At 63.4% G+C, this 6,198-nt stretch carries 5 protein-coding genes; 3 read left to right on the forward strand and 2 right to left on the reverse strand.

The window, feature by feature from the left end; translation table 11 throughout:
- Positions 1 to 22 precede the first annotated feature (22 nt).
- Positions 23 to 532 carry an OsmC family protein gene (locus FXV83_RS21080; protein ID WP_148741323.1) on the reverse strand — a complete coding sequence of 170 codons (510 nt, stop codon included), beginning with the start codon at positions 530 to 532 and terminating at the stop codon, positions 23 to 25.
- A 247-nt stretch (positions 533 to 779) separates the two neighbouring features.
- Here FXV83_RS21080 and FXV83_RS21085 point away from each other — a divergent pair, with 247 nt between their 5' ends.
- A complete protein-coding gene (locus tag FXV83_RS21085) occupies positions 780 to 3,569 on the forward strand; it encodes a [protein-PII] uridylyltransferase (RefSeq protein WP_148741324.1) in 2,790 nt (929 codons plus the stop codon).
- 147 nt (positions 3,570 to 3,716) lie between these two features.
- Here the strand turns inward: FXV83_RS21085 and FXV83_RS21090 are convergent, their stop codons facing one another.
- A complete protein-coding gene (locus FXV83_RS21090; RefSeq protein ID WP_148741325.1) occupies positions 3,717 to 4,247 on the reverse strand; it encodes a methylated-DNA--[protein]-cysteine S-methyltransferase in 531 nt (176 codons plus the stop codon).
- Positions 4,248 to 4,344: 97 nt separating this feature from the next.
- Between FXV83_RS21090 and FXV83_RS21095 the strand changes: the two genes are divergently transcribed.
- Both FXV83_RS21095 and FXV83_RS21100 read left to right on the forward strand, forming a co-directional pair.
- The gene (locus FXV83_RS21095) at positions 4,345 to 4,701 is read left to right on the forward strand and encodes a DUF1304 domain-containing protein (protein WP_187436046.1); all 357 of its coding nucleotides are present in this window, start codon (positions 4,345 to 4,347) and stop codon (positions 4,699 to 4,701) included.
- Positions 4,702 to 4,835: 134 nt separating this feature from the next.
- Positions 4,836 to 6,062: an ABC transporter substrate-binding protein gene (locus tag FXV83_RS21100; RefSeq protein WP_148741326.1), complete on the forward strand. Its 1,227-nt coding sequence runs from the start codon at positions 4,836 to 4,838 to the stop codon at positions 6,060 to 6,062.
- The last annotated feature ends 136 nt before the right edge of the window (positions 6,063 to 6,198 follow it).

The following is a 6,198-nucleotide window of genomic DNA, read 5'->3' on the forward strand; positions in this document are numbered from 1 at the left end:
CTCCAGGGGAGGGTAAGAAAAGTCACATCCGCTGCATCGACACCGAGACCTTCGGGCCGTTCTTGATGGTCTGATAGACCACGCAATAGCGCTCGGTGAGCTTGAGCAGAAGATCGAGCTTGTCCTGCGGAGCGTCCGTGTCGACCTCGAAGTGCAGGCGGATCTCGGCGAAACCGACCGGGGTTTCCTTGTCGACGCCGAGCGTGCCGCGGAAATCGAGATCGCCCTCGGCGTAGACGTTCCCGGTCTTGAGCGGCACCTCGATTGCGGTCGCGACCGATTTCAGCGTGACGCCGGCGCAGGCGACCAGGGCTTCCAGCAGCATGTCGCCGGAGCAGAGCTCGAGGCCGGAGCCGCCGGTGGCCGGATGCAGGCCGGCCATCGCGATGGCACGGCCGGTCTCGACCTTGCAGGCAATGCCGTCGCTGTCGGTGGACCCCTTGGCTTTCAATGTGATCAGCGCGGCCTTAGGGTCGGTCTTGTAGCGCTCCTTGATCGGGGCCTGCATCTGGCGCAGCTCTGCGGCGTCCATCTTGTTCTCTCCCGGAATTCCCTGGCTGACGAGCGGTATAGAAGGCGATCGGTTTCATGTCAGCCTGCGATTGCTGGAGGCTGCCATGAGGGACACGCCATGTGCACAAAAGCATATTATATTCAAAATGTTACGTGCGATTCGGAGCACCCGCCCGCGACCTTCCGACGGGGACCGCCGGCACATCTCTTTGGCATTCCATTAATGCCTCGTGACAGCGCCTGTCACCTCTTATATCCGGTGAGGCATGGACAGCGTCGCGACTGAGCACAGGGCCGAGGTGGATGATCGCTTTGACAGCGCGCGGATCACCGCCGCGGTCGACGCGCTTGCTGAAAAGCACCAGGGACGCGAGGACACGTTCCGCACCGCAGTTGCGCAACTGCTCAAGGCCGAACTGATCGCGGCGCGCGCAGCGGCGCAAGCGATCCTGTTGAAGGACCGCCACGGCCGCCGCTGCGCCGAACGGCTGTGCCACGTGCAGGACGAGATCATCCGCATCCTGTATTCGGCGGCGACGCGTCATTTCTACCGCTCGCCGATTCCGAGCGGGGCCGAGCGCATGGCGGTGGTGGCGACCGGCGGCTACGGCCGCGGCTTGATGGCACCCGAGTCCGACATCGATCTGCTCTTCATCCTGCCCTACAAGCAGACCGCCTGGGGCGAGCAGGTGGCGGAAGCCATCCTCTATTGCCTCTGGGACATGGGGCTGAAGGTCGGTCACGCCACGCGCTCGGTGGATGAGTCGATCCGGCAGGCGCGCGGCGACATGACCATCCGCACCGCGATCCTGGAGACGCGCTTCCTCACCGGCGACAAGCCGCTCTATGAGGAACTGGTCGCGCGCTTCGACAAGGAAGTGGTGCAAGGCACCGCATCGGAATTCGTCACCGCAAAGCTTGCCGAGCGCGAGGAGCGGCACCGTCGCGGCGGCCAGTCGCGCTATCTGGTGGAGCCCAACGTCAAGGACGGCAAGGGGGCCTTGCGCGACCTGCACACGCTGTTCTGGATCGCGAAGTACGTCTACCGCGTCCGCGACACCGACGAGTTGGTCGAGCGCGGCGTGTTCGACGCGCAGGAATACCGCACTTTCCGCCGCTGCGCAGACTTCCTCTGGTCGGTGCGCTGCAATCTGCATTTCTACTGCAATCGCGCCGAGGAGCGCCTCTCCTTCGACCTCCAGCGCGAGATCGCGGTCCGGCTCGGCTATACCTCGCATCCCGGCATGCAGGACGTCGAGCGCTTCATGAAGCACTACTTCCTGGTCGCCAAGGAAGTCGGCAACCTCACCGCCATCCTCTGCGCCAAGCTCGAGGACCAGCAGGCCAAACCCGCGCCGGTGCTGAGCCGGATGATGGCGCGGCTGCGGCCCACCGCCGTGAAGCGGCGCGTGCCCGACAGCGACGACTTCATCGTCGACCACAACCGCATCAACGTCGCCGCGCCCGACGTGTTCAAGCACGACCCGGTCAATCTGATCCGCATCTTCCGCCTGGCGCAGAAGAACAACCTCGCCTTCCATCCGGATGCGATGCGCGACGTAACGCGCTCGCTCGGCCTGGTCAATGCGCAGCTTCGCGAAAATCCCGAAGCCAACCGGCTGTTCATGGAGATCCTGACTTCCAACGACGCCGAGACCGTGCTGCGGAGGATGAACGAGACCGGCGTGCTCGGGCACTTCATCCGCGCCTTCGGCAAGATCGTCTCGATGATGCAGTTCAACATGTATCATCACTACACCGTCGACGAGCATCTGATCCGCTGCGTCGGCTTCTTGCAGGACATCGAGCGCGGCGGCATCGAGGAGTTCACGCTTGCGAGCGATTTGATGCGCAAGATCCGGCCCGAGCACCGGCCGGTAATCTATATCGTGACGCTGCTGCACGACATCGCCAAGGGTCGGCCCGAGGATCATTCGGTCGCCGGGGCCAAGGTGGCGCGCCGGCTCTGCCCGCGACTCGGCTTCAGCCCGGCCGACACCGAGCTCATCGCCTGGCTGATCGAGGAGCATCTGACCATGTCGACGGTCGCGCAGTCGCGCGACTTGTCCGACCGCAAGACCATCGAGAATTTCGCTGCCGTGGTGCAATCGGTCGAGCAGATGAAGCTGCTGACGATCCTCACCACCGCCGACATCCGCGGCGTCGGTCCGGGCGTGTGGAACGGCTGGAAGGCACAGCTCTTACGCTCGCTGTATTACGAGACCGAGCCGGTGCTGACCGGCGGCTTCTCGGAGGTCGATCGCGGCAAGCGTCTGGCGGCTGCACACGCCGAATTCCGCATCGCCTTCGCCGAATGGCCAAAGGAGGAGCTCGATGCCTATATCGGCCGGCATTATCCGGCCTACTGGCTCAAGGTCGAGCTGCCGCGAAAGATCCGTCACGCCCGCTTCGTCCGCTCTAGCGAGCAGGCCGGCCACAAGCTTGCGATCAATGTCGGCTTCGACGAGGTGCGCGGCGTCACGGAGCTGACGATCTTCGCCGCCGACCACCCCTGGCTGCTCTCGATCATCGCCGGCGCCTGTGCCTCGGCCGGCGCCAACATCGTCGACGCCCAGATCTACACCACGACCGACGGCCGTGCGCTCGACACGATCTCGATCTCCCGCGAGTACGATCGCGATGAGGACGAGGGCAGGCGCGCCACCCGGATCGGCGAGATGATCGAGGATGTGCTGGAAGGCAAGCTGCGCCTGCCGGAGGTGGTGGCGCGTCGCACCGTGCGCAGCAAGGCGCGGCCCTTCGTGATCGAGCCGGAAGTGACCATCAACAATCAATGGTCCGACCGATACACCGTGATCGAGATGTCCGGGCTCGACCGTCCCGGCCTGCTCTACGAACTGACCACCGCGATCTCGAAGCTCAACCTCAACATCGCCTCGGCCCATGTCGCAACCTTCGGCGAGCGCGCCCGCGACGTGTTCTACGTCACCGACCTGCTCGGCGCGCAGATCAACGCACCGACGCGCCAGGCCGCGATCAAGAGCGCGCTGACCCATGTGATGGCTGGCGACAAGGCAGTTGCGCCGGCGGCGTAAAGGTACTCTCTCCACTCGTCATTCCGGGGCGCCGCACAGCGGCGAACCCGGAATCCATCTCGCGACCGGTGTCGGGGATAAATGGATTCCGGGCTCGCGCTACGCGCGCCCCGGAATGACAAGGAATAAGGTGCCGCGCGGCTTCCGCTAAACCACCACCCCCTCGTGCCGCAGCAGCCAGCGCTTGCGCTCCAGGCCGCCGCCATATTTTACCAAGGAACCGTCGGCGCCGATCAGGCGGTGACAGGGCAGCACGACGCTGATTGGATTGGAGCCGTTGGCGTGGCCGACGGCGCGGACCGCTTTGGGCATGCCGAGCCTGGCGGCGAGCGCGCCATAGCTCAGCGTGGTGCCGGCGGGGATTTGGGCAAGCGCGGTCCAGACCTTGCGCTGGAACGGCGTGCCGGCGACACGCCATGCGATCGCTGAAAGCTGGCCGAGATCACCTACGAAATAGCCCGACAGCGCAGCCCGCATGGCCGCGGGCGCAGGCTGGTCACTCAGAGACACCGCGCCATGATGCAGGCGCAGCAGCTCGCGCATGCGGTGCTCGTAGTCTTCCCAGTCGAGCGCGCGCAACGCGCCCTCGGCATCGGTGACGAGCAACGCGATCCCGATCGGCGTCGCCAGACGATCGAGGCCGAAGCTTTCTGACGTCTTGGTTGATTGGCCGGTCATTGCTTCACCATTGCATCCAAACACGTGTCGCACTTGCCATGCCGCCCATGCTAGCGTCCACCCGAAAGCTGACGCTTTGGGGGAGCTCGACTTGATCCTGATCGCCAATGTCCTGGTGGCGCTGGTCGCCGGACTGCACGTCTTTTTCCTGATTCTGGAGATGTTCCTCTGGGACAAGCCGCTGGGCTTGAAAGTCTTCCGCAATACGCCGGAGAAGGCCGAGATCACAAAGGTGCTGGCCGGCAATCAGGGGCTCTATAACGGCTTTCTCGCCGCCGGCCTGATCTGGGGCCTCGTCCACGGCAATCCGGCGTTCGCGTTCCAGATCAAAGCATTCTTCCTGCTTTGCGTCATCGTGGCCGGCGCCTATGGTGCGGCGACCATCAGCACGCGCATCCTCATCGTGCAGGCCCTGCCGGCCGCGATTGCCCTGGCGGCATTATTCCTGGCCTGAGACGCACCGAGGCAGCGCCGCGATCCTTGCGCGGCGGCGAACGTTCCTCCACAATCTTCGGCAGCGATGGCGACCGTTGCAATCAACGGAAAAAGACCATCGATCGAAAATTCCGTCAGGAGGAACGTCCCACCATGAACAATCGCAGAGCCTTCATAGTTGCCACGGCGGCGCTCGCCTTCGCGTTTTCAGCCAGCCAGGCCCTGGCACAAAAGAAGTACGACACCGGTGCGAGCGACACCGAGATCAAGATCGGCCAGACCGTGCCGTTCTCCGGGGCCTATTCCGTCTACGCCAATATCGGCAAGACCCAGGCCGCCTACTTCAAGATGATCAACGATCAGGGCGGCATCAACGGCCGCAAGATCAATCTGATCCAGTATGACGACGCCTATTCGCCGCCGAAGACGGTCGAGCAGGTGCGCAAGCTCGTCGAAGGCGACGAGGTGCTGTTCACCTTCCAGCTGATCGGTACCGCGGCGAATGCCGCCGTACAAAAATATCTCAACGGCAAGAAGGTGCCGCAGTTGCTAGCCTCGACCGGCGCCGCACGCTTCAACGATCCGCAGAACTATCCCTGGACCATCGCGTATAATCCCAACTACGTGTCCGAGGGGCGCATCTACGCAAAGTACATTCTCGCCAATCACCCCAACGCCAAGATCGGCGTGCTCTACCAGAACGACGACATGGGCCGCGACTATCTCGCCGGTCTGAAGAGCGGGCTCGGCGACAAGGCCGCCGGCATGGTCGTCGGCGAGCTGTCGTACGAGGTCACCGATCCAACCGTCGACTCGCAGGTCGTCAAGTTGAAGTCGATGGGCGTCGACGTGTTCTTCGATGCCTCGACACCGAAATTCGCGGCACAGGCGATCAAGAAGCTTGCCGATCTCGGCTGGACGCCGGTCCACATCCTCGACATCAATGCGAGCCCGATCTCGGCAACGCTGAAGCCGGCTGGCCTCGACATCTCCAAAGGCATTATTTCGACCCAATACGGCAAGGAGCCGGGCGATCCGCAGTGGAAGGACGATCCGGGCGTGAAGGCCTTCTTCGCCTTCATGGACAAGTACTTCCCCGAGGGCGACAAGCTCAACACCGTCAACACCTATGCCTATTCGGTGGCCGAGCTGCTGACGCAGGTGCTGAAGCAATGCGGCGACGATCTGACGCGCGAGAACGTCATGAGGCAGGTCGCCAACATCAAGGATTTCACCCCGAGCTTCGCGCTGCCGGGCATCAAGATCAACACCGGGCCGAACGACTACCGCGTCAACAAGCAGATGCAGATGATGAAGTTCAACGGCGAGCGCTGGGAGCTGTTCGGTCCGATCATGGAGGATGCGGGTCCGGCGGGTTAGTCAACAAGCGTATCTCAACGACGTCATGCCCGGGCTTGTCCCGGGCATCCACGTTCTTGGAGCAGCAAAGGAAGGCGTGGATGGCCGGGTCAAGCCCGGCTATGACGCGGAGAGAGACTAGCATTACAGTTGCGTT

Source organism: Bradyrhizobium hipponense (assembly GCF_008123965.1).
GTDB classification, from domain to species: domain Bacteria; phylum Pseudomonadota; class Alphaproteobacteria; order Rhizobiales; family Xanthobacteraceae; genus Bradyrhizobium; species Bradyrhizobium hipponense.

What these genes read in the sequence shown, in the direction of transcription:
- FXV83_RS21085 (WP_148741324.1), top strand. Translation starts at nt 780, where the DNA reads ATGGACAGCGTCGCGACTGAGCACAGGGCCGAGGTGGATGATCGCTTT.
- FXV83_RS21080 (WP_148741323.1), bottom strand. Translation starts at nt 532, where the DNA reads ATGGACGCCGCAGAGCTGCGCCAGATGCAGGCCCCGATCAAGGAGCGC.
- FXV83_RS21090 (WP_148741325.1), bottom strand. Translation starts at nt 4,247, where the DNA reads ATGACCGGCCAATCAACCAAGACGTCAGAAAGCTTCGGCCTCGATCGT.
- FXV83_RS21100 (WP_148741326.1), top strand. Translation starts at nt 4,836, where the DNA reads ATGAACAATCGCAGAGCCTTCATAGTTGCCACGGCGGCGCTCGCCTTC.